Source organism: Bradyrhizobium liaoningense, from assembly GCF_018130825.1.
GTDB lineage: Bacteria > Pseudomonadota > Alphaproteobacteria > Rhizobiales > Xanthobacteraceae > Bradyrhizobium > Bradyrhizobium liaoningense_B.
On the sequence record NZ_JAFCJS010000001.1, the window covers coordinates 108,741 to 133,535 of the forward strand.

Here is a 24,795-nt window from a genome sequence, read left to right on the forward strand (position 1 = left end):
TGAGATGGCAGCGTTCGCAACAATTCATTTTTCGAGAATGCTAGTCGCGCCTAGTCTCGCTGTCCAGATCGGAGAGAGACCATGCCGCTTGCGACGTCGCTGACCACACTGCTCCAGATCAGGCATCCGATCCTGCTGGCGCCGATGGATGTCATCGCCGGCAGTCGCTTGGTGACGGCGGTGAGCCGCGCCGGCGGGTTCGGCATTCTCGGCGGCGGCTATGGCGAGCGGGCTTGGCTGGAGCAGGAGACGGCGAAGCTCGCCGAACTGCGTGCGCCATTCGGCATCGGCTTCATCACATGGAGCCTCGCCCGAAAGCCCGAGCTGCTCGATGTCGCGCTTGCTGCAAAGCCGTCTGCGATCATGTTGTCGTTCGGCGATCCCGCGCCGTTCGCACCGAAGATCAAGTCGGCCGGCGCGCGCCTGATCTGCCAGGTGCAGGACGAGGCGATGGCGCGGCAGGCGCTCGCTGCCGGCGCCGACATCCTGATCGCGCAGGGGACGGAGGCGGGCGGTCACGGTGCTTCACGTACCACCGTCGATCTCGTGCCTGCCATTGTCGATCTCGCAGCAGGCCGCGTGCCTGTCGTTGCGGCCGGCGGCATCGCCGACGGGCGCGGGCTCGCCGCGATGATGATGCTGGGTGCAAGCGGCGTCCTGCTCGGCACGCGCTTCTATGCCAGCCGGGAGGCCGACGGCGTGGAGGAGGCCAAGCGGCGCATCTGTGCAGCGAACAGCGGCTCGACCGTGCGCGGCATCATCTTCGATCTCTCCCGCAACAATGTCTGGCCGGCGCCGTTCACGGGACGGTGTCTGGTCAACGACCACGCCCGGCGCTGGATCGGGCGCGAGGTCGAGCTGATGCAGAATGTTGCCGCAGTCGCGGCGGAGTATGCGGCGGCAAAGGCGGCGGGCAATTTTGATGTTGCGGCCGTGATCGCCGGCGAGGCGGTCGGGCTGATCCATGATATTCCACCGGCGGCGGAGATCGTCGAGCGCATCGTGATTGAAGCGGAGCAGCTGATCACTGGGCGGAGCAACTCGGTAATCGCGGCATAGAATTCTTCACCCTCTCCTGGAGGGGGAGGGCGCTACGCATGTAGCGAAGCGAAATGCGAAGCGGGGTGGGGTGATCTCTTCATTCGGGCAGCGTCTCAATGGAGAGACTGTCACCCCACCCCGCTCGCGCTTCGCGCGATCGACCCTCCCCCTCCAGGGGAGGGTAAGGACCAACGAGAGAGAACAACCATGTGGCCTGACCGTCGACTGATCGATCTCTTCAAGACCGAATTCCCGATCGTGCTGGCGCCGATGGCCGGTGCGATAGATGCGGAGCTGGTGATTGCGGCCGCGCAGGGCGGCGCGCTGGGGTCGCTGCCGTGTGCGATGATCTCGGCGGAGAAGGCGCGCGAGCAGGTCGGCCTCATCCGCCAGCGGGTGAAGGCGCCGGTCAACATGAACTTCTTCTGCCACACACCGGTCGAGCTCACGAGCGAGGCCGACGCGCGCTGGAAGCAGCGGCTGACGGGCTACTACACCGAGCATGGTCTCGATCCGGCGGCGCCGATCGCTGCGGCCAACCGCGCGCCGTTCGATGCGGCCTTCTGCGAGGTGGTCGAGGAGCTGAAGCCGGAGGTCGTCAGCTTCCATTTCGGCCTGCCGGAGCAGGCGCTGCTGAGGCGCGTCAAGGCCGCCGGCTGCCTCGTCATCTCATCCGCCACCACCGTGAAGGAAGCGGTCTGGCTCGAGCAGCACGGCGTCGATGCCGTCATTGCGCAGGGCGCCGAAGCGGGCGGCCATCGCGGCATGTTCCTGACCGACAAGATCGCCGAGCAGCCCGGCACGTTCGCGCTGGTGCCGCAGGTTGTCGATGCCGTGAAGGTGCCGGTGATCGCGGCGGGCGGCATCGCGGACGGGCGCGGCATTGCGGCGGCCTTCGCGCTCGGTGCCTCCGGCGTGCAGATCGGCAGCGCCTATCTGCGTTGCCCGGAATCCAAGGTCAGTGCGGGCGGCCGCAAGGCGCTTGCTGAAGCGCGGGACGATTCCACCGTCATCACCAATGTCATGACCGGACGTCCGGCGCGCGGTGTCCAGAACCGCCTGATGCGCGAGGCCGGCCCGGTCTCGCCGGATGCGCCCCCGTTTCCTCATGCCGCCACCGCGCTGGGGCCGCTCAAGGCGGCTGCCGAAAAGCAGGGCAGGGTGGATTTCACCAATCTGTGGGCCGGGCAGGCGATTGCCCTCGGTCGTGAGGTCCCCGCGGCCGAATTGACCCGGGATCTCGCCAAATCGGCGTTGGCGCGCATGAAAGTGCTGGCTGGGTAAGGGGAAAGCGCCGGTTGCGGCGCAAAAGCGGCCTCTGCTATACGGCACATAGGTTTTGCCGTGAGAGGCCTTATATAATGTCCGTCGACGCCGCTACCGTCCGCCGCATCGCGCATCTGGCGCGCATTGCGGTTTCCGAGGGCGAAGTTCCGCACCTGCAGGGCGAGCTCAATGCCATGCTCGCCTTCGTCGAGCAGCTCTCGGAGGTCGATGTCGAGGGCGTGGAGCCGATGACCTCGGTCACCCCGATGCAGATGAAGAAGCGGCAGGACGTGGTCAATGACGGCGAGATCGCCGACGATATCGTTGCCAACGCGCCGGCGACCGAAGGTCACTTCTTTCTTGTGCCGAAGGTCGTAGAGTAACTTTTAGGACGTGGTCCGATGTGTCTGCTTTGCGACGATGAGAAGGCCTATCAGGCCTACATGAATTACCTCGACAAGATGGAGCGGCAGGGCAAGGCTGCCGATCCCAATGTCGCCGTCAATGCCGTGCTCGACGAGATTGAGGCGGCTGCGAAAGCCGCCGCCAAAAAAGACGACCCGGCCAACGACAAGACCCTGTCTCCGTTCTTCTGCAGCCCGATCAATAAATGACCGATTTGACATCGCTGACGCTCGCCGAGGCCCGCAAGGGTCTCGCCGACAAGACTTTCACGTCACTCGAGCTGACCGACGCGCATCTTTCCGCGATCGAAGCCGCGCGCGTGCTCAACGCCTTCGTGATGGAGACGCCGGACCAGGCGCGCGCCATGGCGAAGGCTGCGGACGAGAAGATCGCCAAGGGTGAGGGCGGTTTGCTCGCCGGCATTCCGCTCGGCATCAAGGACCTGTTCGCGACCAAGGGCGTGCGCACCACGGCGTGCTCGAAAATCCTCGGCAATTTCGTGCCGACCTATGAGTCCACCGTCACCTCGCAGCTCTGGCGCGACGGCGCCGTGATGCTCGGCAAGCTCAACAATGACGAGTTCGCGATGGGCTCGGCCAACGAGACCTCGTGCTTCGGTCCCGTCGGCAATCCCTGGCGGCGCGAGGGCAGCAATACGACGCTGGTGCCGGGCGGCTCGTCCGGCGGCTCGGCCTCGGCCGTGGCGGCGCTGCTGTGCATGGGCGCGACCGCGACCGACACCGGCGGCTCGATCCGTCAGCCGGCGGCGTTCACCGCAACCGTCGGCATCAAGCCGACCTACGGCCGTTGCTCGCGCTGGGGCATCGTCGCCTTTGCCTCCTCGCTCGACCAGGCCGGGCCGATCGCGCGCAGCACGCGCGATGCGGCGATGCTGCTGCGCTCGATGGCCGGGCACGATCCGAAGGACACGACCTCGGTCGACATTGCCGTGCCGGATTACGAGGCGGCGATCGGCAAGTCCGTGAAGGGCATGAAGATCGGCATCCCCAAGGAGTATCGTCTCGACGGCATGCCGGCCGAGATCGAGAAGCTGTGGAGCGAGGGCGCGGCGTGGCTGAAGGCGGCCGGCGCCGAGCTCGTCGAGGTCTCGCTGCCGCACACGAAGTATGCGCTGCCGGCCTATTACATCGTGGCGCCGGCGGAAGCGTCGTCCAACCTCGCGCGCTATGACGGCGTCCGCTACGGCCTGCGCGAGCAGGGCAAGACCATCATCGAGCAGTACGAGAACACCCGCGCCGAAGGTTTTGGCGCGGAGGTGCGTCGCCGCGTCATGATCGGCACCTATGTGCTCTCCGCCGGCTATTACGATGCCTATTATCTGCGCGCCCAGAAGGTGCGCACGTTGATCAAGAAGGATTTTGAGGATTGCTTCGCCATGGGCGTTGACGCCATCCTCACGCCGGCGACGCCGTCGGCGGCCTTCGGCATCGGCGAGAAGGGCGGCGCCGACCCCGTCGAGATGTATCTCAACGACATCTTCACGGTGACCGTGAATATGGCGGGCCTGCCGGGCATCGCCGTGCCCGCCGGCAAGGACGCGCAGGGCCTGCCGCTCGGCCTGCAACTGATCGGCCGTCCGTTCGAGGAGGAGACGCTGTTCTCGCTCGGCGAGGTGATCGAGCAGGCCGCCGGCCGCTTCACGCCCGCGAGGTGGTGGTGAATGTCGCTGGCTTCATCGCAAGCCTCGACGGCGCGGCGCCCGCGCCGGAGCTGAACGCGCCGCTCAGAGGTCTCTGGTGGGCTGCGAAGGGCGACTGGGACCAGGCGCACAAGATCGTTCAGGACGACCAGGGCCGCGACGCCGCCTGGGTGCATGCCTATCTGCACCGCGTCGAAGGCGATCTCGGCAATGCCGGCTACTGGTACCGCCAGGCCGGCCAGCCCGCTGCAAAGGATTCATTGGAAGCGGAGTGGGAGCGGATCGCTGCCACGCTGCTCGGGAGCAAGACATGAGCACGGCCACGCACAAGCTTCTCAAGGGCGCCACCGGTGACTGGGAGATGGTCATCGGCATGGAGATTCATGCCCAGGTGACCTCGAACGCAAAACTGTTCTCAGGCGCATCCACGGCGTTCGGCGGCGAGCCGAACAGCCACGTGTCGCTGGTCGACGCCGCGATGCCGGGCATGCTGCCCGTCATCAACGAAGAATGTGTCAGGCAGGCTGTCCGGACCGGGCTCGGCCTCAACGCGAAGATCAATCTGCGTTCGGTGTTCGACCGGAAAAACTATTTCTATCCGGACTCGCCGCAGGGCTACCAGATCAGCCAGTACAAGTCGCCCGTGGTGGGCGAGGGCGAGGTGCTGGTCGAGCTCGACGGCGGCAGGACCGCGACGATCGGCATCGAGCGGCTGCATCTGGAGCAGGACGCCGGCAAGCTGCTGCACGACCAGTCGCCGTCGCTGTCCTTCGTCGATCTCAACCGCTGCGGCGTGGCGCTGATGGAGATCGTCTCAAAACCGGACATCCGCGACGCCGAGCAGGCGAAAGCCTATGTGACCAAGCTGCGCTCGATCCTGCGCTATCTCGGCACCTGCGACGGCGACATGGAGAAGGGCTCGTTGCGCGCCGATGTGAACGTTTCCGTGCGTAAGCCCGGCGGGCCGCTCGGCACCCGCTGCGAGATCAAGAACATGAACTCGATCACCTTCATCGGCCAGGCAATCGAGTACGAGGCGCGTCGCCAGATCGAGATCCTCGAGGATGGCGGCGAGATCGAGCAGGAAACGCGGCTCTACGACCCCAACAAGGGCGAGACGCGCTCGATGCGGTCCAAGGAAGAAGCGCACGATTATCGCTACTTCCCCGATCCCGATCTGCTGCCGCTCGAGTTCAGCCAAACGTTGGTCGACGAGCTGAAGGCTGAGCTGCCCGAGCTGCCGGACCAGAAGAAGGCGCGCTTCGTCGCCGATTTCGGCCTGTCGGCCTATGATGCGAGCGTGCTCGTTGCCGAGCGCGAGAGCGCGGTGTTCTACGAGACGGTGCTCGACAAGCTCGCCAATCGCGCGCGCGACGGCAAGATGGCGGCGAACTGGGTGATCAACGAGCTGTTCGGCCGTCTCAACAAGGAAGGCCGGGATATTACGGGCTCTCCGGTCAATGCCGAGCAGCTTGCCGCGATCATCGACCTGATCGGCGAGGGCACGATCTCGGGCAAGATCGCCAAGGATCTGTTCGAGATCGTCTGGCAGGAGGGCGGCGATCCGCGTGCGCTCGTCGAAAGCCGCGGCATGAAGCAGGTCACCGACCTCTCGGCGATCGAGAAGGTGGTCGACGACATCATCGCGGCCAATCCCGACAAGGCCGCGCAGGTGAAGGACAAGCCGCAGTCGCTCGGCTGGTTCGTCGGCCAGGTGATGAAGGCGTCCGGCGGCAAGGCCAACCCGCAGAGCGTCAACGACCTGCTCAAGTCCAAGCTCGGCGTCTAACCTCACGCGTTCGAACGAGGTGACGGACACGCTCCGTCACCTCGCGACGCCTTCGCGATGCGACGTTCGCGCGCATCGTTGGCGGCAAACATCACCCGCCGAGGGCGCGCAGCGCCACCGAATCGCCGCCGCGCGATTCGCGCAAAACGGCGACTTGCACGCGCTCCGACGAGCGCTTGCGCCGTTAAGCATGAAAATAATTTCGTTGCCAAAATTCGCGACTCAGAGTCCGCGACTCGCCTCTGCGAGGCGATGGCGCGCACTGCAGCGCGCTTCATCGCACTGATCACGCGTGATGTGTGCGCGCAGGATAATACTTGCTGCATAGAGTTTTTTTGCAATCGCGTCGCTTGACGACGTCGATGCTGCGAGACGCATTTGCAATCGCAGACGCGTGTCTCTGCGTGTCGGCAAATCAGGCGCGGCTGGCGCACGCGCACTGCGCCGTCAACACTTCCTTAAGTGAGAAGATGTTTTTTTCGTCGTGTTGGTGTATTCGGGGTGAGTGCATTCGATCCCCGAGTGCACGCAGCGATTAAAGCCATCTCACACATCGGAGGGCAACATGGCCAAGAAAGCGAAGAAGGCGAAGAAGGCGAAGAGCGCAGTGAAGAAGACTGCGAAGAAGACCCGCAAGGTCGCCAAGAAGAAGAAGTAACTTCGACTTCTGAAGTTGCCGGCTCTTAAAGCAGCCGGCACGTCATCAGCGCCTCCCAGAGGTTCTGGTCGACGATAGAGGGTGTCGGCGAGACATCAGGTCAACGGTCGGGCCGTTCAATCACGGTCCGGCAGAAGAAACGAGTTTTCTTCGTTCGGTGCGGTTCTCTTTCCAAAGAGCTCCGCAATTCCGCAAGCGGCCTTCGGGTCAACGTGGAATCTGGTCCTGACGTGTTCGCCGACGCCCTCGTTCCCTGAGGCCGGGGTATTGCCGGCATCCCCTTTTCCGACATTGCTGATCTGACCGCGACGCGTCCGCGCGCCTCTCTTGTGCTGCCTTGGGGCGGGCGAGGCTGCGGCGCCAGTGGCGTTGTGCGCGCGCCGTCTCTCCCTGCGCGGTCTCGTCGCCTGGCTTCGACCGGACGATCCTGGCGTCTCGTGGACATTGCTGTCCCTGCAATGCCGGGTCACCCGCCTGCCGCCTTCGCTGAAGCTTCATCGTCCCAGGACCGCGGGCCCCGGCGAAGCCTTCGCGTAGCCAGCTCGCGGGTGATGACAGCGAGCGGGGATGCCACGGGACACGCGCGCCTCCGCGCGCGATGGTTATCGTTCTCCCAAAATCGCAGGGTAAACCGAATCTGACGAATCGCAGAAGTGCCTGCAAATCAGGGGCTTCTTGAATTCCGTGCGCAGGCGCCGCGCGCTCGCGTTTACGTCTGCTTCATCGCGATACTTAAACTGCCATTCAAATTTGCCCGCCATCATCGCCTCCAACAAGCCGGCAAACGGCTTCGGCAAGAAGACTTGGGGAAGAGTTGAACAGTGCACGATCCCAGAAGGGATCATGCACATCAGAGTTGGACGGGAGCCGCGCTCGGGGGACGAGGCGGCATAAGAACAAGGGGATGCGTTATGTTTCAGGGTACTTTCGATCTCGATACGGCGACGCCGATCGACGCGAGCGCGCTGTCGGACGTGCTGTTCGAGCGCGGGATCTATTGGGCGAGCGGCCGCTCCGGCCTCGTCGATCTCGTCGCCGCGCACAAATGGTTCAACCTCGCCGCCCTGAAGGGCCGCAAGGACGCCGTGGCGCTCCGCCAGGAAGTCGCGGGTCAGATGTCGGACGCCGAGATCTCGGCCGCACAGCGCGAGGCGAGGGCCTGGGTTTCCGCCCACTAGGGCCGTTTCCGTTCCGCTTGAATCGGAACGGGCTCTCGATTCCCGCCTGACGCGGTTCCTCGCGGGAACCAACCTCGAGCGAAACAGCCTTGGGAAGAGAATCGCGTCCAGACCCGTGTTTTCACGGGTGGACCTCGTTGCGTTGAATCAAAATCCTATGTCGTGCCGCCGCCTAGACCCGCGCGGTATGAGCGCCCACGACATCAATGAACAATGGCTGCCGATTCAGATCGCGCCCGACGATTGCGATCTGGAACTCGGCCGGCCGCACAAGACAGGGATCGTGCCCTGGACCTTTCCGGCCCGCCGCAGGTCCGGCGTCTGGTTCAACGTCTGGGCCAACGAGCCGGTGCTGATATCGCCCTGGCACTGGCGCATCTGGCGGTCCGGCGGCTAGGTGCGGACACGCATATATAAGGTGATCGCGAATCGGCCTGAGCGCGGCGGCGCTGATCCCTGGCGCAGGGCTTTCGCAGCCGTTCGGCGGTCGCTTTCAGGTGAAAGAACCCACAGACCTTGATGCTGCTGCTGTTGGGTGGCGGAGAGGGAGGGATTCGAACCCTCGATACAGCTTGAGACCGTATGACGCTTTAGCAAAGCGTTGCCTTCAGCCACTCGGCCACCTCTCCGGTGCGAGCCTTATGCATCTAATTGCTTGAGCCGGTCAATTTGGAAGCGCGTGTTTTCGCTCGAATATTCCCATCGATTTTCCAGACAAGCCGGTTTGCGCTCGGGGCGCGAACCTGAGGCGGCGAGAGCGGGCGCAGTGCTGGAATCGTCTGGCGTCCCAAAACAAAGGCGTCTTTCACGGATGAACGTGGCTCTTCTCAGGCAAGAACCTGACATTGCTGATAAATTTCAGGGGCTTGCGCGCGGGAGCGCCTGACTGGGTGTCCTCCGGCCCCGCCAGGCGAGCTGCTCGCCCGATAGCCGCGCCAATCCCAGGGGGATGCCGGGCCTGAAGCGCCGCTGTGACCGCGCCTGGACCAAGAAATGCGTCAAGAAACGAGCCGCGGAAGGAGGCTGTGCCTTGTCCTTGAGTCTCCTTCTGATTCCACGATTCGTGGGTGCCAAAGCTCGTGCGTGCGAGGGCGTTGCCCGTCGTTCCTTAAGTGGGGAATTTTGATGGCAAATGGAACCGCCTCGAAAACATTAGTAATAACAGTGCGTTACGAGGGCGCCGCGATCACATCTGCGTGTTATTTGTGCAACACCCATCGGAAAACGCGCTTCATAGGCCCGTTCCGGAGCGTTCTGTTGTTGTGTGTGCAAGGACGTTCGGTAATTGTGACTGAGCGACGGAGGGGGGCATCCCGAGGTCGTCCCGTTTAGGTCTTTCGCTTAAGTCCCTCGCGTTCATGCGGGTGTGTCCGAAGGCGCGAAGGGACCAACAGCGGTGATTTAGAGGGGGTTGGGGAATTGGCCGTCCGGGTCAGTGACCATCCCTGAAGAGCAACTTGGAGGTTTAACATGAAGTTGGTTAAGAGCCTTTTGCTCGGCTCAGCGGCGGGTCTGATCGCCGTGGGCGGAGCGCAGGCAGCCGATCTCCCCGTGAAGGCCAAGGCGGTCGAATACGTGAAGATCTGCTCCCTGTACGGTGCGGGTTTCTACTACATCCCGGGCACCGACACCTGCATCAAGCTGGGTGGTTACCTGCGCGCTGAAGTCGCGCTGGGCACCAACAGCGTCTACGGCATTGCCAACGGCGCTCCCGCCGGTGCGCACAATCGCCTGAGCAACTACTACACCGCGCGCGCTCGTGAAGATCTCAACATCGATACGCGCACCGCGACCGAATACGGCGTGGTCCGCACCTTCTTCGATGCGACGTTCTCCTGGACCACCGGCGGCTATCAGGGCACCGGCTCCGCGTTCGGCGGCACCGCCTACAGCAGCACGGTGGCTCTGAACACCTCGGGTGCGACCCCGGCCCTCGTTGGTACGACGATCAACCCGACTGACGGCGGTACCTCGGGCGGTTCGCTCGGCGTGTACTATGCCTTCATCCAGTTCGCCGGCTTCACGATGGGTAAGGCCGTGTCGCAGTTCGACGCGCCCTGGACCAACTATCCCGGCAACAACTTCGACGGTCTCGTCGGCGGCAGCGGCACGGTCACCGGTGTCAACCAGTTCAGCTACACCGCTGACTTCGGTCAGGGCGTGACGGCGGCGTTCTCGGCGGAAGACGCGACGGCCTACTACCAGGCTGGCAACGTCAACCTCGCCGGCGCTACCGTGGCCGGCCTCGTCGGCGGCACCTCTGGCATCAACGCCATCGGTGGCTCGCGTTCGCCGAACCTCGTCGGTATGGTCCGCGTCGACCAGGCTTGGGGTCTCTTCCAGGCGTCGGTCGCTGCGCACGACAACCACGTTGCGTACTATGGCGCGACCGAGCCGACCGGCCACCCCGACGACAAGTGGGGTTGGGCGGTTCAGCTCGCTCTGTCGATCAAGAACATCCCGACCGGTGCGGGTGACGTGATCAACATCCAGGGCGTCTACACCGACGGTGCGACCCGCTACAACTTCCAGAACCTGGCCGGCAGCTCGTACTCGATCTTCGGCAGCTCCGGCATCGCCTACCAGAGCGTCGGCTTCGCCTTCGCGCCGGATACGGTGTTCACGTCGGCTGGTGGCGGTAGCCAGCAGGAGACCGTGAAGACCTGGGGCTTCCGTGGTGCCTACACCCACAACTGGGATCCCTACTGGAACACGGCGATCTACGGTGCCTACGCTCAGGCTCAGTACGGCTCGCTCGCCAAGACCTCCGTCTGCGGCGTCGGTGGTACGTTCAACGTGGCTGGCGTTACCTCGTGTAACCCGGACTTCGCGATCGGCCAGGTCGGCTTGATCACCCGCTGGACCCCGGTCAAGAACCTGACGTTCTCGGCTGACCTGAACTGGACCCACCTGGACTCGAAGATGGCGGGTACGTTCGTTTACGGCGGTGCCGGTGCAATCGCGAAGCCGGCCGCGACCTACGAGCTGAAGGATCAGGACAGCATCACGCTGCTGCTCCGCGCTCAGCGCAACTGGTAAGTTCGGTCTAACGACCTGACAGAGAGCCCCGGCGGGAAACCGCCGGGGCTTTTCTTTTGGTGCATGGGCTTGCGAGCCGGCGGGGGTCGCCCGGGTCGGCGCATCGCTTCCGTGACCGGTCGCTGGCTACGCCTCGGGTCACGGCCGTTGCACAAGAGCCGGCGACTGCTCTGCACGCCATCTCCGGCCAGCGCGCACGTGGTCCCCCGTCGCCTCACTGACTCAGCGAGCGAACATCTCGCCGATTGATCTCGCCGCGGAGGCGAGGGCTTCCCTTCGTTTCGCTGCACTCGAAATCGGACGGTTCCGAACTGGCGGATGGGTCCCAGAACTGACGAGGTCGGCGGGCCAATTTCAAGCTCCTCAGGCTTGAGCCTCCGCTGCCGCCGAGCTGTGGACCCTTGATCTGGATCAATCCGGAGAAGGGCCGCTCCGTTTCTGTACGCCTCACCGTCCGTCAAAGGCCCCACTTTCGAAAGACGCATACCAAGCGAATCGACTCTTCGGGCGGTGTCACGAACCAAGCAACGCAGGCCGCTGATGCACGCGCCCGGGGGGCGTCATGAATCTGGCTGATACGAAGTCGTTGTCTGGTTCCGGACAATCGTCCGAGCATCCGGCAGGTGAGGGGATGCTTTATGTGCCGGGCGGCACGTTTCGCATGGGCTCGGATCGCCATTGTCCGGAGGAAGCGCCAGCCCATCGCGTTACCGTTGACGGATTCTGGATCGATCGCACGCCGGTCACCAACCGCCAATTCCGCAAATTCGTGAACGCGACCGGTTACGTCACTCCTCGCGGCGGGCTCGAGGGCGCGAGCTACGATCTTGTCAGCCAAACCTCAGGATTCCGCGCAAGGTGCTCAAAGGCGGCTCGCACCTTTGCGCTCCCAACTACTGCCGCCGCTATCGTCCGGCCGCGCGTCATGCCGAGCCGATCGACACCTCAGCAAGCCATGTCGGCTTCAGGTGCATCACCAGGAAGAGGATCACATCATGAGTACAGATAGGATTCCGGAAAAGCCTGAGATGAGCACGGGATCAATCGGCGGAGGACTGAAACGCCGCGATCTGTTGTTGAGTGGTAGTTCTCTCGTCGCCGCTTCGGCGCTCTCGGCGGTCGGATTGACGAGCCCGGCACAAGCGCAGCAGCCGGCGCCCGCAGCGGCCGGCCAGCGGCCGAACATCGTCTTCATCATGGGTGACGACATCGGCTGGTTCAATATCGGTGCCTACCACCAGGGCATCATGGCAAGCCGGACACCGAACCTCGACAAGCTCGCCGCGGAAGGCATGCGCTTCACCGACTATTATGCCGAGGCGAGCTGCACGGCGGGCCGCGCCAACTTCATCACCGGAGAGCTGCCGATCCGTACCGGGCTTACCACGGTCGGCCAGGCAGGCTCCCCGATCGGCATGCCGGCGCAAGCGCCGACCATTGCGACCGCGCTGAAATCCATGGGGTACGCCACGGGACAGTTCGGCAAGAACCACCTCGGCGACCTCAACGAATTCCTGCCGACCATGCACGGCTTCGACGAGTTCTTCGGCTATCTGTACCACCTCGACGCCATGGAAGACCCGGCCCACCGCAACTACCCGCAGGCGCTATTGGCCACCGTCGGTCCGCGCAACATGGTTCATTCCTGGGCGACCAACGTCGACGATCCGACGGTGCAGACGCGCTGGGGCAAGGTCGGCAAGCAAAAGATCGAGGACTCCGGACCGCTTTATCCAAAGCGGATGGAGACGGTGGATGACGAAATCCTGAAGATCACGTTCGACTTCATCGACAAGGCGAAGCGGGACAACAAGCCGTTCTTCGTCTGGCTCAACCCGACGCGCATGCACGTCGTCACCCACCTCTCCGAGAAATACGAGAACATGCGCAACTCCGAAAACGGCTGGTCGGTTTCCGAGGGCGGATTCGCCCAGCTCGACGACATCGTCGGCGCCGTCATGAAGAAGCTCAAGGACGAGGGCTTCGACGATAACACGATCGTTGCGTTCACAACCGACAATGGCGCGGAGAACTTCACCTGGCCTGACGGCGGACAGACGCCATTTGCAGGTGGCAAGGGAACGGCCATGGAAGGTGGATTTCGCGTGCCCTGCATGATCCGCTGGCCGGGCAAGGTGCCGGCGGGAAAGGTCGAGAACGGCATCATGTCCGGACTTGATTGGTTCCCGACCTTCGTCGCCGCAGCGGGCAATCCGAATATCGCCGACGAGTTGCGGAAAGGAAAGCAGTTCGGCGACAAGACCTACAAGGTCCACCTCGACGGGTACAACCAGATGGACCTGATTACCGGAAAAGGCCCGTCTGCGCGCCACTCGGTCTTCTATTTCACTGAGGGCACGCTGAGCGCGGTGCGCATCGACGACTTCAAATATCGCTTCACCGATCAGCCGAGCGGCTGGTTGGGCGGCACGGTCAAGGTTGATTGGCCGATCCTCACCAATATCCGCCTTGATCCCTTCGAACGCACGAACTTGCCCAACGGCGCGCAGGGGTCGTTGGCCTTCTATAACTGGTTTGTTTACGAGTTCTGGCGGTTCCAGTTCGTGCAGCAGGAGGTCGGCAAGCTCGCCCAGACGGCGATCGAGTTCCCACCGATGCAGAAGGGTGCAAGCTTCAACCTGGAAGCCGTCAAGGAGCAGATAGAGAAGGCCATGCAGTCGCACGCTGGCAAGTAGGATATGCGGCGACGGGCGCTCCAAGCCCCGGAGTGACGCGAGCTGCCGGTCTGACCAGCGACACCGGCAGCTCTCAAGGTGCGCTCTGGATTGGGATAGCTCGCCCGAGCGTCGGGTCAGACCCCATGCTCTTGGCAGCGAACCGAAGGAGGGGATCTCTATTCCACGCTGCCGACGCCGCGGCGCAAATCGGCCTCGATCTGCAACCGCGTGCCGCCGCCGAACCGGGCGCGGTAGACCTGAAGGTTCTCCATGATGCGCTGCACGTAGTTGCGCGTCTCGGAGAACGGAATCAGCTCGACCCAGTCGACCGCATCGACCTTCGGGTCGCGCGGGTCGCCGTAGCGGTCGATCCACTTCTTCACGCTGCCGCGGCCGGCATTGTAGGCGGCGAAGGTCATGATGTAGGAGCCGCGATAATCCTCGAGCAGCCCGCCGAGTTCGGCGGAGCCGAGCGTGGCGTTGTAGACCGAATCGTTCTTGAGCCGCCCCAGATCGTAGGTCGCGCCGTGCCGCTTGCAGACATAGCGCGCGGCATCCGGGGTCACCTGCATCAGCCCGTAGGCCTGGGCCGGCGAGACCACCGACGGGTTGAACGCGCTCTCCTGCCGGGCGATGGCGTAGACGATGCTGCGCTCGACCTCGGGGCCGATCGGCGTGAACTGCGGAATGCCGTTGACGGGGTAGGCATAGAAGTCGAACGGCAGGCCGCGGTTGAGTGCGGCCTTGCCGAGCAGCAGCATGCCGCGCGCGTCGCTGTAGCGCTGGGTGAGCTCGCCAAGGCCGGCGAGCGCCTCAGGATCGCCGTTCTCGCCCATGTCGGCCAGCAGCGGTATTGCCATCTCGCGCTCGTCGAGCTCGTAGAGCAGCTGCGCAGCGCGCACGATCTCAAGGCGTTCGGCGCCGCGGCCGCGCGGCTGGCTGTTGAGCTCGATCTGCGGCAGGCCGAGCTTGGCGCGTGCGAGCTGGCCGTAATAGCTGGTCGATTGTTCGGCTGCGCGGGCAAAGGCATTGCGTGCCTCCTGCTGGCGGCCGGCGGCTTCCGCGGCGCGGCCCTGCCAATAGCCGGCGCGCGCCAGCGTGGTCGGGTTGACGCTGCCGACGCCGATGCGGGCGAAATGCTGGGTGGCGGTTGCGGGGTCGTTGAGGAAGCGCAGCGCGATCCAGCCGGCGGTGAATTCCTGCTCGGTCTTGTAGATGTCGCGCGAGGGCAGGGCCGCATCGCGCGCGATGAGATAGGCGCTGCGGAATTCCTCGGTGTCGATCATCTTGCGCGCCAAAAGGCGCCGCTCGATCCACCATTCGTCGAGATTGTAGAGTCGGTTCGGATCCTTCGGCGCCGATAGCATCAGCTGGGCGGCCTCAGTGAACTTCTCTTCGCGGCGCAGCAACTGGATCTTGCTGAAGAGGAAGCCGGGATCGTTGTGCAGCTCGCGCGGCACCGCCTCGAGCAATGCCCGCGCGTTCGGCGCCTTCTTGACGGAGGCGATGCGGGCTTTGGCCAGCGCGATATAGCCGGCGCCGAGGCGTTTTGCGGCGCGCAGCGCGGCCTCGTTCTCGCTGCCATAGAGCAGGGTGTCCATCCGCGCCTTCTGGTCGCCCGCCGTCAGCAGGGCGCCGAACTGGTCGAGCGCGTTGTTCTCGGTGTCCTCCGACATCGGATCGCTGCGCCAGGCCTCGCGCACCAGCCGCTCGGCATTGGCGCGGTCGCCGCGTGCCAGCATCGCCCTGGCGAGCGTGAAGCGGCCCTTGGCGGACACCGGGGATTCGTTCTCGAACCAGGACCACGCGACGGACTCGTCGCGCCTGTCGTCCCACATAGCGGCCTCGAGGCGGCGGCGCAGGAAGGTCTGCGACGGCCAGCTCGGATTGGCCGAGAGGAAGGCGCGGTAGCGCTCGACGGTCGCGCCATTGTCCTCGCTACGCAGGATGATCCATTCCGCGAGCTTGCGGGCGACGGGATCCGAGATCGAGGCCGCATAATTGGTGGCATCGCCCGGCTTGCGCTTGCGGACGAGCTCGATGACGTTCTCCAGCGTGTCCTTGTCGGCTTGCGACGTCGACGAGGTCGCAGCGACCGCGGCCGGCGTGACCGGCTTGCGCGGTGCGGCGTGCTGGCGGGTCGCAGGTGCAAGCACAGGCGCGGCGATTGGTTTGGCGGGGGCCGGGGCAGTCGGCCTGATGGTCGCTGTCACGGCCGGGGCGGGTGCGGTTTTGGCGGGCGAGCTGGCGGTCGGCTGTGATTTTGGCGCGGTAGCTGCGGCCGCTGGCTTCGGCTTGTCCTTCCCGGAGTCCTTGCCTGCGGTCTTTCCGGCATCCTTTCCAGCATCCTTGGCCGGCTTCTTCGCTGCGTCCTTGGCCGGGGCGCCCGCTGTCCCCTTGCTTGCGCCCTTCGTTGCGTCCTTGCCGGTTCCCTTGGCTGCGTCCTTCGCTGACCCTTTTGCTGCGTCCTTGGCAGCCTGCTTGGCGGGTTCCTTGGTCCCGTCCGCGGGCGTCTCATTGGACTTGGCGAGGGCGACGCAGCCGACCGACAGCCCTGCCATCAGGCTCACGACCAGACCGGCGGATCGCCAGGCGGCACGAGGAAAGGAGGTCACGGCGTTTGTCGCCCCGAATCAGTGAAGTGGCTCAAGATCTAGCTGAATCTGATTGAATATGCGGACAAAATACCAACAGGCGCTTACTTCCGGCGGGTTTGCACCACCACCGCGGCAAAATCGCGGCCTAAACGGTGCGTCCCGCGGCAGCGGCCCTTTTACCGGCGGGATAGACCCGATATGTATGGGCTTGCTCTCAAGATTGCCGCGTACGGAGGAAGTCCATGGCAGCCAAGACGAAATTCCGGGGGTCGTTCACCGCCTTGGTCACGCCGTTCAAGAACGGCTCGCTGGACGAGGCGGCGTTCCGCTCCCTGGTGAACTGGCAGATCTCGGAGGGCACCAATGGCCTGGTCCCGGTCGGCACCACCGGCGAGAGCCCGACGCTGAGCCATGACGAGCACAAGAAGGTCGTCGAGTGGTGCATCGCTGAGGCCAAGGGCCGCGTGCCTGTTATCGCGGGCGCCGGCTCCAATTCGACCAAGGAGGCGATCGAGCTCTCCCAGCACGCCGAGAAGGCGGGCGCGGACGCCGTGCTGATCGTGACGCCTTATTACAACAAGCCGACCCAGGAAGGGATGTATCAGCACTTCAAGGCGATCAATGATGCGATCGGGATTCCGATCATCATCTACAACATCCCGCCGCGCTCGGTGATCGACATGTCGGTCGACACCATGAAGCGGCTGTGGGAGCTGAAGAACATCGCCGGCGTCAAGGACGCCACCGCAAGCATGGTCCGCGTCTCGCAGCAGCGCGCGGCGCTGGGCGAGGATTTCAACCAGCTGTCCGGCGAGGACGCCACCATCATCGGCTACATGGCCCATGGCGGCCATGGCTGCATCTCGGTGACCTCGAACGTCGCGCCGCGCCTGTGCGCCGAGTTCCACGCCGCCTGGCAGAAGGGCGATCATGCCACTGCGCTCAAGCTGCACGACAAGCTGATGCCGCTGCACAACAACCTCTTCATCGAGAGCAATCCGGCGCCGATCAAGTACGCGATGTCGCTGCTCGGCAAGCTCGACGAGACGCTGCGGCTGCCGATGGTGCCGGTCTCCGAACCGACGCGCGTTGCGGTGCGCAGTGCCATGGTGCACGCCGGACTGATCAACTGAGACGCTGACCAAACCCGGGGGAGCTTTTCATGGGAGTCGACGAGAAGGGTAGGAAGATGCTCACCGAGTTCCGTGAGTTCGCCATGAAGGGCAACGTCGTCGACCTCGCGGTCGGCGTCATCATCGGCGCGGCCTTCGGCGCCATCGTCACGTCGCTGGTCGGCGACGTCATCATGCCGATCATCGGTGCCGCCACCGGCGGCCTCGACTTCTCGAACTACTTCATCCCCTTGTCGAAGGCGGTGACCGCCACCAATTTAGCGGATGCGAAAAAGCAAGGCGCGGTGCTCGCTTACGGCAGTTTCCTGACGCTGACGATCAACTTCATCATCGTCGCCTTCGTGCTGTTCCTGGTGATCCGTGCCATGAACACGCTGAAGCGCAAGGAGGAAGCCAAGCCCGCGGAGCCGCCGAAGCCGTCGGCGGAGGTCGAGCTGCTGACCGAGATCCGCGATCTCCTCAAGAAGTGACGCGCGCACTTCGTCCAAACTGTTAGCTTAAGCGCGCAACTCGATCAGGTTTGACTCCCAGGTTTCACTGTCATGGCCGACAAGAACGAACGTCCGATCAAGGTCATGGCGGAAAATCGCAAGGCCCGCTTCAACTATGCGATCGAGGATACGATCGAGGCGGGGATTGCGCTGACCGGCACCGAGGTCAAGTCGATCCGCAACGGCAAGAGCACGATCGCGGAATCCTACGCCGATTCCAAGGACGGCGAGATCTGGCTGATCAACGCCACCATTCCCGAATATCTGCAGGGCAACCGCTTCAATCACGAGCCGAAGCGGCCGCGAAAGCTGCTGCTGCATCGCCGGCAGATCAACAAGCTGATGGGCGCGGTCGACCGCGAGGGGATGACGCTGATCCCGCTCAAGCTTTACTTCAACGAGCGCGGGCGCGCCAAACTGCAGCTCGCGGTCGCCAAGGGCAAGAAGCTGCACGACAAGCGCGAGAGCGAGAAGAAGCGCGACTGGAGCCGGGAGAAGGGCCGGCTGATGCGGGCGAGGGGATAATGCGATGAACCAGCGGAACCTGCTCGAGGTGGATTGGAGCCAGATTCCGGCACCCGCCGATGACGGCGGTGCCGCGCATCTCAAAGGCTTGACGCTGCCCCCGATCGGCCTGCTCGCGACCGACGACAGGTCAGTGACGCTGTCGGCCCTGCGCGGCCGGACCGTGGTGTTCGCCTATCCGCGCACCGGCGAGCCCGGCAAGATCGCGCTGGTGGACGATTGGGACATGATCCCGGGGGCGCGCGGCTGCACGCCGCAGACCTGCGCGTTCCGCGATCTGTTCGCCGAGCTGAAGGCGGCCGGCGCTGCCCACGTGTTCGGTCTCTCCACCCAGAGCAATGACTACCAGACCGAGATGGCCTCGCGCCTGCACCTGCCGTTTCCCGTGCTGTCGGACGAGAAGCTGGCGCTCACGCGCGCGCTGAACCTGCCGACCATGGAGGTTGCGGGCCTGACGCTGATCAAGCGCCTTGCGCTGATCATCGACGATGCCCGCATCACGCATGTGTTCTATCCGGTATTTCCGCCCGACCGGAACGCCGGCGACGTCCTGGACTGGCTGAAGGCCAATCCGGCCAAGGGCTGACCAGGGCGAGGCCTAGTCGAGGTCGGCCTTGATCTTCGCGAACACGCTCCGGAACATGTCGGCGGTCAGCACGCCGGTGTTCGTGTTGTAACGCGAGCAATGATAGCTGTCGTAGAGCCTGAACGGGCCGGCCTGATGCACCGCGCCATGGCCGAAGGGGGCCTGCGAGGCCTTCAGCTTCAGCGGCTTGAGCACGCTGTCGTGCGCAATCCGCCCGAGCGCGACGATCGCGCGCAGCTTCGGCATCGTCTCGAGATTCGCGACGAGGAACTGGCGGCAGGTGTTGATCTCGACCGGCAGCGGCTTGTTCTGCGGCGGCACGCAATGCACGGCATTGGCGATGCGGCAGTCGACCAGCTTCAGCCCGTCATCGGGCCGCGCCTGATAGGTCCCCTTGGCAAAGCCGTATTCGAGCAGCGTGGCGTAGAGCAGGTCGCCGGCATAGTCGCCGGTGAAGGGGCGGCCGGTGCGGTTGGCGCCCTGCATGCCCGGCGCCAGGCCGACGATCAGCAGGCGTGCCGTGATGTCGCCGAAGGGAGGCACCGGGGCGTTGTGCCACAACGGCTCGCGCGCGCGGTTCGCCTGGCGAAAGGCGACCAGGCGGGGGCAGAGCGGACAGTCACGGTCGGGGACGAGGGCGGGGGGCTGGCGGCTTGACCGTGCCGCCTCACTCCTCGAAGTCGTCATCGCCCCTCGGCGCCATGGTGGTCGCGCGCTGGAGGAACTGCGGGGCGTGGTGGCGTCCCTCACCACGCTCGCCGCGGTCGCGCGGGGCGGGGCGTTCGGACGGGTCGCGGCCGAGCTTGGATTGCAGCTCGACGAGGTCGGTGAAGACATCGGCCTGGCGGCGCAGCTCGTCGGCGATCATCGGCGGCTGGCTGGCGATGGTGGAGACCACGGTGACCCGCACGCCGCGGCGCTGGACGGCCTCGACCAGGGAGCGGAAGTCGCCGTCACCGGAGAACAGCACCATCTGGTCGATGTGCTCGGCGAGCTCCATGGCGTCCACGGCGAGCTCGATGTCCATGTTGCCCTTGACCTTGCGGCGGCCGGAGGCGTCGATGAATTCCTTGGTCGCCTTGGTGACGACGGTGTAGCCGTTGTAGTCCAGCCAGTCGATCAGCGGGCGGATCGAGGAGTATTCCTGATCCTCGATGATGGCGGTGTAATAGAAGGCCCGCAGAAGCGTCCCGCGGCTCTGAAATTCCTTCAGCAGGCGCTTGTAGTCGATGTCGAAGCCCAGAGTTTTCGCCGTCGCGTAGAGGTTGGCCCCGTCGATAAAGAGCGCGATCTTGTTGGTAGGAGAAGGTGACATTCAGTTTGCTCGCGTAGTGTGTCGTGATTGATCGTTTATTGTTGGCGCGGCGGCAGCCGGCCGCGCAGTCCCCAGGTGGCGCCTAAACCCGTCGAATCCGCAAATCCGGAGAAGTCGGGGCAATCAAGGTATAGTTATGGCGGACTCTCATATGCCCGGCGCCGCCCCCGCTGGCAGCCCGGGAAATCACCCATCCCAGCCCTAATGTGGGGGTACCAGAGCCATTTGGCGAGGCCAAATCACAAATTGGCCTTGCGAAACCGCCTTGGCCCCTATAACTAGCCCCAATCATCCACATATTTCGTCCCACCCACAACGGAGCGACAGTCCATGGCTCGCGTCACCGTAGAAGATTGTATCGACAAGGTCGACAACCGGTTTGACCTGGTCCTGCTGGCCGCCCACCGCGCCCGCATGATTTCGTCAGGTTCACAACTAACGGTTGACCGCGATAACGACAAGAACCCTGTTGTGTCTTTGCGCGAAATTGCCGACACGACCATCTCGCCGGAGGACCTGCGCGAGGAGCTGGTGCACTCGCTCCAGAAGTTCGTCGAGGTCGACGAGCCCGAGCCGGATACGGTGCCGCTGATCGGTTCCGCCGGCGCCAGCGTCGATGCGGACGATACCGAAGTTGCCGTTGAGCGCATGACCGAAGAGGAGCTCCTGAAGGGCCTCGAAGGCCTCGCGCCGCCGGAAGAGCAGCCCGAGGAGGACGAGTAATCGTCCCGTCGCAATCATCGATTTCTTGTGATCTTATCAAAGGCCCGAACCGTTGTTCGGGCCTTTGCTTTTGTTGGCGTTTTCGTGGTTACCATAGTGTTGTCGGTTGGCGCTGCGCACCTGTCATCGAATTGATCTGACGCGCGCACGATCGAAGCTAAGATGTATACAACGGGCCGTCTCTTGGTCCGTTTGAAGGCAGGACGGAATGGTATATCGGCGCCGGAGATCCACGCAGATGCAGGCCGCAACCGAATCGGTTGCCGTGGTACCGACTGCGCCGGTGGTGCGCCCGGCAAAGCCGCGCGCGCGCATGATGCGTCAATATGACCTCGTCGAGCGCGTCAGGTCCTACAATCCCAACACCAACGAAGATCTGCTGAACCGCGCCTATGTCTACGCCATGAAGGCGCACGGCTCGCAGACGCGAGCCTCGGGCGATCCTTATTTTTCGCACCCGCTCGAAGTGGCGGCGATTCTCACCGACCTCAAGCTCGACGATGCCACCATCGTGGCCGCGCTGCTGCACGACACGATCGAGGACACAGAGGCGACGCGAGGCGAGATCGACCAGATCTTCGGGCCCGAGATCGGCGCGCTGGTCGAGGGCCTGACCAAGCTGAAGCGGCTGGAGCTGGTGTCGCGCGAGGCCAAGCAGGCCGAGAACCTGCGCAAATTGTTGCTGGCGATTGCCGACGATGTTCGCGTGTTGCTGGTCAAGCTCGCCGACCGCCTGCACAACATGCGCACGCTGGAATTCGTGCCGACGGAATCGCGCCGGCGCATCGCCGAGGAGACGCTCGACATCTATGCGCCGCTCGCGGGGCGCATGGGTATGCAGGAAATGCGCGAGGAGCTGGAGGATCTGTCCTTCCGCACGCTCGACCCCGAGGCTTATTCGGTGGTGATGCAGCGGCTCGACGCGCTCGCCGAGCGCAACCGCAACCTGATCGGCGAGATCGAGGATCAGCTCTCCAACAATCTGCGCCACCGGGGCCTGGGGGCGCGCGTCTACGGCCGCCGCAAGAAGCCCTTCTCGATCTGGACAAAGATGGAGCGCAAGTCGGTCGGCTTCGAGCAATTGTCCGATATCTTCGGCTTTCGCGTCGTCGTGAACGACGTCGAGGCGTGCTACCGCGCGCTCGGCATCGTTCACACCACCTGGCCGGTCGTGCCGGGCCGCTTCAAGGACTACATCTCGACGCCGAAGCAGAACGACTACCGCTCGATCCACACCACCGTGATCGGTCCGGGCAACCAGCGCGCCGAGCTCCAGATCCGCACCGAGGAGATGGATCAGATCGCCGAGCGCGGCATCGCCGCGCACGTGTTCTACAAGGAAGGCACGGGCTCGCCGACCGAATACCTCAAGCGGGAATCCAACGCGTTTGCCTGGCTGCGCCACACCGTCGGAATCCTGTCGGAGAGCGCCAATCCCGAGGAATTCCTCGAGCACACCAAGCTCGAGCTGTTCCACGACCAGGTGTTCTGCTTCACTCCGAAGGGCAAGCTGATCGCGCTGCCGCGCCATGCCAACGTGATCGACTTCGCCTATGCCGTGCATACCGATGTCGGCAACAGCGCGGTCGGCTGCAAGATCAACGGCAAGTTCTCGCCGCTGTCCTCGGAGCTGCAGAATGGCGACGAGGTCGAGGTGCTGACCTCGGAGGCGCAGTCGGCGCCGCCATCCGCCTGGGAAACGCTCGCGGTCACCGGCAAGGCGCGCGCCGCGATCCGCCGCGCCACGCGCACCGCCGTGCGCGACCAATATGTCGGCCTCGGCCGGCGCATCGTCGAGCGCCTGTTCGAGCGTGCCAAGATCGAATACGCCGACGACAAGCTCAAGGGCGCGCTGCCGCGGCTTGCGCGCACCTCGATCGAGGACGTCATGGCGGCCGTGGGGCGCGGCGAGATCAAGGCGTCGCACGTCGCGCGCGCGATGTATCCCGACTACAAGGAGGAGCGCGTCGCCCGCTACGGCATCAAGAAGGGCCTCGCCGCCAAGCTCAAGGAGAAGTCGTCCGAGCCGCCGCGCAGCCCGGTCGCGATCCCGATCCGCGGCATCAATTCCGACCTGCCGGTGAAGTTCGCGCCGAATGGCGGCGCGGTGCCCGGCGACCGCATCGTCGGCATCGTCACCCCGGGCGAGGGCATCACGATCTACCCGATCCAGGCGCCGGCCCTGAAGGATTTCGAGGAGGAGCCGGAGCGCTGGCTGGACGTGCGCTGGGACATCGAGGACACCGCGCCGCAGCGCTTCCCGGCCCGCATCAAGGTCGAGAACGTCAACGAGCCCGGCGCGCTGGCGCAGATCGCGACCGTGATCGCCGAGCACGACGGCAACATCGACAATATCAGCATGCAGCGCCGCTCGCCTGACTTCACGGAAACGACGATCGATCTCGAAGTCTACGATCTCAAGCACCTGAGCGCGATCCTCGCCCAGTTGCGCGCCAAGGCGGTCGTCGCCCGCGTCGAACGTGTTAATGGATAGACGCATCTCGCATGCGTCCGTCTCTCTGATTTCGTGAGTCCTGAAATGCCCGCAACTCCGCTCCGCCTCGGCGTCAATATCGATCACGTTGCAACCGTGCGTAACGCACGCGGCGGCCGCCATCCCGATCCGGTGCGCGCCGCGCTGCTGGCCATCGAGGCCGGCGCCGACGGCATCACGGCTCACTTGCGCGAGGATCGCCGGCACATCCGCGACGAGGACATGGCGCGGCTGAAGGCGGAGATCTCCAAGCCGCTGAATTTCGAGATGGCGGCGACCGACGACATGATGCGCATCTCGCTCGCCACCAAGCCGCATGCGGTGTGCCTGGTGCCGGAGCGCCGCCAGGAGGTCACGACCGAAGGCGGGTTGGACGTGGTCGGCCAGCACAATGCGCTCGCGCCCTACATCGCGCGGCTGAGCGATGCCGGCATCCGCGTCTCGCTGTTCATCGCCGCCGACCCCGCGCAGATCGAGATGGCGGCGCGGCTGCGGGCGCCCGTGATCGAGATCCATACTGGCGCCTGGTGCGATGCCGTCGTCGACGGCCACACCGACAAGGCCGCGGCCGAATGGCAGCGGATCGTGGCGGGGGTGAAGCTGGCGAAGGACGCGGGGCTGGAGGTTCATGCCGGCCACGGGCTCGACTACGCGACGGCGGAGACGATCGCAGGCCTGCCGGAGATCATGGAGCTGAACATCGGCTACTACATGATCGGCGAAGCGCTGTTCGTGGGCCTTGCCGAGACGGTGCGCACCATGCGGGCGGCGATGGACCGCGGCCGGAGCCGGGCATGATCATCGGCATCGGCTCCGACCTGATCGACATCACCCGCGTGGCCAAGGTGATCGAGCGCCACGGCGAGCGCTTCCTCGACCGCATCTTCACCGCGGCCGAGCGGGCCAAGGCGGAGCGCCGCGCAAAGAACGAGAAGATGGTGGTGGCGACCTATGCCAAGCGCTTCGCCGCCAAGGAGGCCTGCTCCAAGGCCCTCGGCACCGGCATCAGGCGCGGGGTCTGGTGGCGCGACATGGGGGTGGTCAACCTGCCGGGGGGGCGGCCGACCATGCAGCTCACCGGTGGGGCTCTGGCCCGGCTCCAGGCGCTGACGCCGGAGGGATTCGAGCCGCGGATCGACCTGTCGATCACCGACGACTGGCCGCTCGCACAGGCCTTCGTCGTCATTTCCGCCGTCCCGCTGGCCAAGCCCTGACCA

The 24,795-nt window shown here is 64.5% G+C and carries 22 protein-coding genes, 1 tRNA gene and 1 pseudogene; 20 read left to right on the plus strand and 4 right to left on the minus strand.

What is annotated here, in order from left to right; all coding sequences use genetic code 11:
- The first annotated feature begins 81 nt into the window (after positions 1–81).
- The 9 genes from JQ603_RS00560 (at position 82) to JQ603_RS00600 (ending at position 8,394) form a co-directional block, all read left to right on the plus strand.
- Positions 82–1,059 (plus strand): NAD(P)H-dependent flavin oxidoreductase, encoded by a 978-nt coding sequence (locus JQ603_RS00560; protein ID WP_212335860.1) that lies wholly within the window; start codon positions 82–84, stop codon positions 1,057–1,059.
- 189 nt (positions 1,060–1,248) lie between these two features.
- The gene (locus tag JQ603_RS00565; RefSeq protein ID WP_212335861.1) at positions 1,249–2,325 is read left to right on the plus strand and encodes an NAD(P)H-dependent flavin oxidoreductase; all 1,077 of its coding nucleotides are present in this window, start codon (positions 1,249–1,251) and stop codon (positions 2,323–2,325) included.
- A 77-nt stretch (positions 2,326–2,402) separates the two neighbouring features.
- Positions 2,403–2,690: an Asp-tRNA(Asn)/Glu-tRNA(Gln) amidotransferase subunit GatC gene (gene gatC / locus JQ603_RS00570; protein ID WP_212335862.1), complete on the plus strand. Its 288-nt coding sequence runs from the start codon at positions 2,403–2,405 to the stop codon at positions 2,688–2,690.
- Between the two features lie 18 nt (positions 2,691–2,708).
- A complete protein-coding gene (locus JQ603_RS00575) occupies positions 2,709–2,921 on the plus strand; it encodes a hypothetical protein (protein WP_027547180.1) in 213 nt (70 codons plus the stop codon).
- On the plus strand, positions 2,918–4,393 hold the full coding sequence (gene gatA / locus JQ603_RS00580) for an Asp-tRNA(Asn)/Glu-tRNA(Gln) amidotransferase subunit GatA (protein WP_212335863.1): 1,476 nt from the start codon (positions 2,918–2,920) through the stop codon (positions 4,391–4,393). Before JQ603_RS00575 ends, gatA begins: the two co-directional genes overlap by 4 nt.
- Positions 4,384–4,686 carry a hypothetical protein gene (locus JQ603_RS00585; RefSeq protein WP_212335864.1) on the plus strand — a complete coding sequence of 101 codons (303 nt, stop codon included), beginning with the start codon at positions 4,384–4,386 and terminating at the stop codon, positions 4,684–4,686. The genes gatA and JQ603_RS00585 overlap by 10 nt, the downstream gene beginning before the upstream one ends.
- Positions 4,683–6,161: an Asp-tRNA(Asn)/Glu-tRNA(Gln) amidotransferase subunit GatB gene (gene gatB, locus JQ603_RS00590; protein WP_212335865.1), complete on the plus strand. Its 1,479-nt coding sequence runs from the start codon at positions 4,683–4,685 to the stop codon at positions 6,159–6,161. The genes JQ603_RS00585 and gatB overlap by 4 nt, the downstream gene beginning before the upstream one ends.
- A gap of 1,569 nt (positions 6,162–7,730) precedes the next feature.
- Positions 7,731–7,997 carry a hypothetical protein gene (locus JQ603_RS00595; RefSeq protein WP_130366276.1) on the plus strand — a complete coding sequence of 89 codons (267 nt, stop codon included), beginning with the start codon at positions 7,731–7,733 and terminating at the stop codon, positions 7,995–7,997.
- Between the two features lie 187 nt (positions 7,998–8,184).
- The gene (locus tag JQ603_RS00600; protein ID WP_212335866.1) at positions 8,185–8,394 is read left to right on the plus strand and encodes a hypothetical protein; all 210 of its coding nucleotides are present in this window, start codon (positions 8,185–8,187) and stop codon (positions 8,392–8,394) included.
- 139 nt (positions 8,395–8,533) lie between these two features.
- On the opposite strand, the gene JQ603_RS00605 is transcribed toward JQ603_RS00600, so the two are convergent.
- Positions 8,534–8,626: transfer RNA gene (locus JQ603_RS00605), tRNA-Ser, on the minus strand.
- A gap of 841 nt (positions 8,627–9,467) precedes the next feature.
- Here JQ603_RS00605 and JQ603_RS00610 point away from each other — a divergent pair.
- The 3 genes and pseudogenes from JQ603_RS00610 to JQ603_RS00620 all read left to right on the plus strand — a co-directional run bounded on the left by JQ603_RS00610 (position 9,468) and on the right by JQ603_RS00620 (position 13,732).
- On the plus strand, positions 9,468–11,036 hold the full coding sequence (locus tag JQ603_RS00610; RefSeq protein WP_212335867.1) for a porin: 1,569 nt from the start codon (positions 9,468–9,470) through the stop codon (positions 11,034–11,036).
- Between the two features lie 661 nt (positions 11,037–11,697).
- Positions 11,698–12,035, plus strand: a pseudogene (locus JQ603_RS00615) (SUMF1/EgtB/PvdO family nonheme iron enzyme).
- Positions 12,036–12,064: 29 nt separating this feature from the next.
- Complete coding sequence (locus JQ603_RS00620) at positions 12,065–13,732, plus strand: arylsulfatase (protein ID WP_212335868.1); 1,668 nt, start codon at positions 12,065–12,067, stop codon at positions 13,730–13,732.
- 158 nt (positions 13,733–13,890) lie between these two features.
- Here JQ603_RS00620 and JQ603_RS00625 read toward each other — a convergent pair whose 3' ends face one another.
- Positions 13,891–16,275 carry a lytic transglycosylase domain-containing protein gene (locus JQ603_RS00625; RefSeq protein ID WP_212338092.1) on the minus strand — a complete coding sequence of 795 codons (2,385 nt, stop codon included), beginning with the start codon at positions 16,273–16,275 and terminating at the stop codon, positions 13,891–13,893.
- Between the two features lie 278 nt (positions 16,276–16,553).
- Here JQ603_RS00625 and dapA point away from each other — a divergent pair, with 278 nt between their 5' ends.
- The 4 genes from dapA to JQ603_RS00645 all read left to right on the plus strand — a co-directional run bounded on the left by dapA (position 16,554) and on the right by JQ603_RS00645 (position 19,046).
- The gene (dapA, locus tag JQ603_RS00630) at positions 16,554–17,444 is read left to right on the plus strand and encodes a 4-hydroxy-tetrahydrodipicolinate synthase (protein ID WP_212335869.1); all 891 of its coding nucleotides are present in this window, start codon (positions 16,554–16,556) and stop codon (positions 17,442–17,444) included.
- 56 nt (positions 17,445–17,500) lie between these two features.
- The gene (gene mscL, locus JQ603_RS00635) at positions 17,501–17,914 is read left to right on the plus strand and encodes a large conductance mechanosensitive channel protein MscL (RefSeq protein WP_212338094.1); all 414 of its coding nucleotides are present in this window, start codon (positions 17,501–17,503) and stop codon (positions 17,912–17,914) included.
- 72 nt (positions 17,915–17,986) lie between these two features.
- Entirely contained in the window at positions 17,987–18,460 is a 474-nt protein-coding gene (gene smpB, locus JQ603_RS00640; protein WP_035709956.1) for an SsrA-binding protein SmpB, read from the plus strand.
- A 4-nt stretch (positions 18,461–18,464) separates the two neighbouring features.
- Positions 18,465–19,046, plus strand: a complete 582-nt coding sequence (locus JQ603_RS00645; protein ID WP_212335870.1) for a peroxiredoxin — start codon at positions 18,465–18,467, stop codon at positions 19,044–19,046.
- Between the two features lie 12 nt (positions 19,047–19,058).
- Here the strand turns inward: JQ603_RS00645 and JQ603_RS00650 are convergent, their stop codons facing one another.
- Both JQ603_RS00650 and JQ603_RS00655 read right to left on the minus strand, forming a co-directional pair.
- Complete coding sequence (locus JQ603_RS00650) at positions 19,059–19,733, minus strand: uracil-DNA glycosylase (protein ID WP_212335871.1); 675 nt, start codon at positions 19,731–19,733, stop codon at positions 19,059–19,061.
- Positions 19,714–20,361 carry an NYN domain-containing protein gene (locus JQ603_RS00655; RefSeq protein WP_018644573.1) on the minus strand — a complete coding sequence of 216 codons (648 nt, stop codon included), beginning with the start codon at positions 20,359–20,361 and terminating at the stop codon, positions 19,714–19,716. Before JQ603_RS00655 ends, JQ603_RS00650 begins: the two co-directional genes overlap by 20 nt.
- 330 nt (positions 20,362–20,691) lie before the next feature.
- Here JQ603_RS00655 and rpoZ point away from each other — a divergent pair, with 330 nt between their 5' ends.
- The 4 genes from rpoZ to acpS all read left to right on the plus strand — a co-directional run bounded on the left by rpoZ (position 20,692) and on the right by acpS (position 24,792).
- The gene (gene rpoZ / locus JQ603_RS00660; protein WP_008133017.1) at positions 20,692–21,084 is read left to right on the plus strand and encodes a DNA-directed RNA polymerase subunit omega; all 393 of its coding nucleotides are present in this window, start codon (positions 20,692–20,694) and stop codon (positions 21,082–21,084) included.
- Positions 21,085–21,292: 208 nt separating this feature from the next.
- Positions 21,293–23,578, plus strand: a complete 2,286-nt coding sequence (locus tag JQ603_RS00665; RefSeq protein ID WP_212335872.1) for a RelA/SpoT family protein — start codon at positions 21,293–21,295, stop codon at positions 23,576–23,578.
- A 45-nt stretch (positions 23,579–23,623) separates the two neighbouring features.
- A complete protein-coding gene (locus JQ603_RS00670) occupies positions 23,624–24,376 on the plus strand; it encodes a pyridoxine 5'-phosphate synthase (protein ID WP_212335873.1) in 753 nt (250 codons plus the stop codon).
- A complete protein-coding gene (gene acpS, locus JQ603_RS00675; protein ID WP_212335874.1) occupies positions 24,373–24,792 on the plus strand; it encodes a holo-ACP synthase in 420 nt (139 codons plus the stop codon). Before JQ603_RS00670 ends, acpS begins: the two co-directional genes overlap by 4 nt.
- Positions 24,793–24,795 lie beyond the last annotated feature (3 nt).

Coding starts and splice junctions, on each gene's coding strand:
- JQ603_RS00560 (WP_212335860.1), top strand. CDS start 82: ATGCCGCTTGCGACGTCGCTGACCACACTGCTCCAGATCAGGCATCCG.
- JQ603_RS00565 (WP_212335861.1), top strand. CDS start 1,249: ATGTGGCCTGACCGTCGACTGATCGATCTCTTCAAGACCGAATTCCCG.
- gatC (WP_212335862.1), top strand. CDS start 2,403: ATGTCCGTCGACGCCGCTACCGTCCGCCGCATCGCGCATCTGGCGCGC.
- JQ603_RS00575 (WP_027547180.1), top strand. CDS start 2,709: ATGTGTCTGCTTTGCGACGATGAGAAGGCCTATCAGGCCTACATGAAT.
- gatA (WP_212335863.1), top strand. CDS start 2,918: ATGACCGATTTGACATCGCTGACGCTCGCCGAGGCCCGCAAGGGTCTC.
- gatB (WP_212335865.1), top strand. CDS start 4,683: ATGAGCACGGCCACGCACAAGCTTCTCAAGGGCGCCACCGGTGACTGG.
- JQ603_RS00595 (WP_130366276.1), top strand. CDS start 7,731: ATGTTTCAGGGTACTTTCGATCTCGATACGGCGACGCCGATCGACGCG.
- JQ603_RS00600 (WP_212335866.1), top strand. CDS start 8,185: ATGAGCGCCCACGACATCAATGAACAATGGCTGCCGATTCAGATCGCG.
- JQ603_RS00610 (WP_212335867.1), top strand. CDS start 9,468: ATGAAGTTGGTTAAGAGCCTTTTGCTCGGCTCAGCGGCGGGTCTGATC.
- JQ603_RS00620 (WP_212335868.1), top strand. CDS start 12,065: ATGAGCACGGGATCAATCGGCGGAGGACTGAAACGCCGCGATCTGTTG.
- JQ603_RS00625 (WP_212338092.1), bottom strand. CDS start 16,275: ATGGCAGGGCTGTCGGTCGGCTGCGTCGCCCTCGCCAAGTCCAATGAG.
- dapA (WP_212335869.1), top strand. CDS start 16,554: ATGGCAGCCAAGACGAAATTCCGGGGGTCGTTCACCGCCTTGGTCACG.
- mscL (WP_212338094.1), top strand. CDS start 17,501: ATGCTCACCGAGTTCCGTGAGTTCGCCATGAAGGGCAACGTCGTCGAC.
- smpB (WP_035709956.1), top strand. CDS start 17,987: ATGGCCGACAAGAACGAACGTCCGATCAAGGTCATGGCGGAAAATCGC.
- JQ603_RS00645 (WP_212335870.1), top strand. CDS start 18,465: ATGAACCAGCGGAACCTGCTCGAGGTGGATTGGAGCCAGATTCCGGCA.
- JQ603_RS00650 (WP_212335871.1), bottom strand. CDS start 19,733: ATGACGACTTCGAGGAGTGAGGCGGCACGGTCAAGCCGCCAGCCCCCC.
- JQ603_RS00655 (WP_018644573.1), bottom strand. CDS start 20,361: ATGTCACCTTCTCCTACCAACAAGATCGCGCTCTTTATCGACGGGGCC.
- rpoZ (WP_008133017.1), top strand. CDS start 20,692: ATGGCTCGCGTCACCGTAGAAGATTGTATCGACAAGGTCGACAACCGG.
- JQ603_RS00665 (WP_212335872.1), top strand. CDS start 21,293: ATGGTATATCGGCGCCGGAGATCCACGCAGATGCAGGCCGCAACCGAA.
- JQ603_RS00670 (WP_212335873.1), top strand. CDS start 23,624: ATGCCCGCAACTCCGCTCCGCCTCGGCGTCAATATCGATCACGTTGCA.
- acpS (WP_212335874.1), top strand. CDS start 24,373: ATGATCATCGGCATCGGCTCCGACCTGATCGACATCACCCGCGTGGCC.